A 1,823-nucleotide genomic window follows, 5' to 3' on the forward strand; every position below is an offset into this window, starting at 1 on the left:
CCGCCGTATACGGAACCGTACGTACGGTGGTGTGAGAGGACGGTAAATAAATTAATTATTTACCCCCTACTCGATTAAAGACAGCCTTGCGATTTGTTCTCCTTCAATAATCATGCCGTCGATCTCTTCAAATCCTAGCCTCTTGTAAATGTCCCGGGCATAGGTGTTTTCCGGTTCATAAGACAGCGTCAAGGTCTTATGGCCTGGGTCTTTCATTCTGCGGACATCTTCAATAACCAGTCTGACTGCCTGCGTGCCGTACCCTTTGCTCTGATGTTTTTCATCGATCATCAGACGGTACATCCAGTACTGCTGGTCTTCGTCATCTATGCCGTAAAGCGTAAATCCGACCATTTCGTCATCTTGAAAAATACCTTTAGCATAAAAGTTGTCGAGAAAATTCAGCTGAGCTAGTGAAAAGACGTTGGAGGCTACAAATGTCTCCTGGTCTTGTCTTACCTTTAGAGCTATAGCTTTTGTCCAGTTGTCTTTAGTGATCGATTCTAAATGCAGCATATGTATCAGTCCTTCCAGTATCAGTTAGGTTAATGCCTTAAGTATAATTTTTCGCTTGGAAGAAAGCAATCCAATCAGTAATTGGAACTCAGTTGCCTCAGATCTGACTGATTATAAGTAGGATAAGTTGTAAAAAACAGTTAATTTCCATAGGATGAAAAGAGATAGATTATTGCACTATTAGCGTATTCGAAAATGATTTGAATGTAATTACTAGGAGGATACGTATGTGAGTATTGGTGGATTGGGACTGGTCATGATAGCGGCGGTTCTCTGGGGACTTTCCGGTGGGCTAGGCGGCTTCCTGATGGATAAAGGATGGGACCCCCTGATCATTGCTTTTTATAGAGGAATAGTGGGTCTGATTTTTATAGGAATCTGGCTGATTCTCAGGCCTGTAAAATGGAGCAGAAAGATGCTGATGTGGTCGGTGCTGGCCGGCCTGGGCGTAGCAGGGAACTTTATATTCTATTTTGTGAGTATTTCTGAAGGAAGCATAGCAGTAGCAGCTACTTTAATGTATACGGCCCCTATTTTTGTCCTTTTGACTTCCTTCATTCTTCGCCTGGAAAAGCCGACAGGATTCAAGTGGCTGGCTATTTTGAGTGTAACTCTCGGAGTCGTACTCATGACTGAGGTGTACGCTGCCGGATCTGATGGCATCACACCTTTTGGAATAGCCACAGGATTAGGTGCAGGTCTGTCGTATGCACTCTTTCTGTTCGGCTTTAAGCGGGCCTCTTTACATGGCAAGCCTCAAGGTATTCTGACGGTAGCGTTTTTGACCTTGTCTGTTTTGATGCTGTTTGTGGTCGATTATGGGGAAACAGTCTCTGCAGTAACTTCTCCCGACTTGTTCTGGATGATCCTTCTGGGCATCTTTGGAGCCGGCCTGTCGTTTTTCCTGTACATCACTGGATTGAAGAAAACGACGCCAACAGCTGCTGCTGTGTCAGCGATGGTTGAACCAGTGACCGCCTCCCTTTTCGGTGTGCTGGTCATGGGTGAAGGACTGACCCTCCCTCAACTTGGAGGTATGGGCATCATTCTCGGGACAGTAACGGTTTTAAGTATGAAAAACAGCTGATTTTAATAAATAGGAGCGGAAATCGGCAAAGGAGCCCAGTCGTTTCTCAAGCATCCTATGGTTACGCAGTAGACAACTTTGTCGCAGAACAACAAAATGAATACAATTAAGAGAACATCAGATGATTGAAACGGATCATCTGGTGTTTTTTTCGTGCGCCCGGCATGGGCGACAACTTGGTGGTGAAAGTCCACTACAGACTTGGCAGTAGGAACTGTTA

The 1,823-nt window shown here is 44.9% G+C and carries 3 protein-coding genes; 1 reads left to right on the forward strand and 2 read right to left on the reverse strand.

Annotation, left to right across the window (positions count from 1 at the left end; genetic code table 11):
* Positions 1-66: 66 nt before the first annotated feature.
* Entirely contained in the window at positions 67-516 is a 450-nt protein-coding gene (locus ABFX15_RS05925; RefSeq protein WP_346024554.1) for a GNAT family N-acetyltransferase, read from the reverse strand.
* Between the two features lie 229 nt (positions 517-745).
* Between ABFX15_RS05925 and ABFX15_RS05930 the strand changes: the two genes are divergently transcribed.
* A complete protein-coding gene (locus ABFX15_RS05930) occupies positions 746-1,603 on the forward strand; it encodes a DMT family transporter (protein WP_346024555.1) in 858 nt (285 codons plus the stop codon).
* 2 nt (positions 1,604-1,605) lie between these two features.
* Here the strand turns inward: ABFX15_RS05930 and ABFX15_RS05935 are convergent.
* Positions 1,606-1,823, reverse strand: a 218-nt coding sequence (locus tag ABFX15_RS05935; protein WP_346024556.1) for a hypothetical protein, incomplete at its 5' end; no start/stop codon positions are given.

This window comes from Alkalibacterium indicireducens, assembly GCF_039522005.1.
GTDB lineage: Bacteria > Bacillota > Bacilli > Lactobacillales > Carnobacteriaceae_A > Alkalibacterium > Alkalibacterium indicireducens.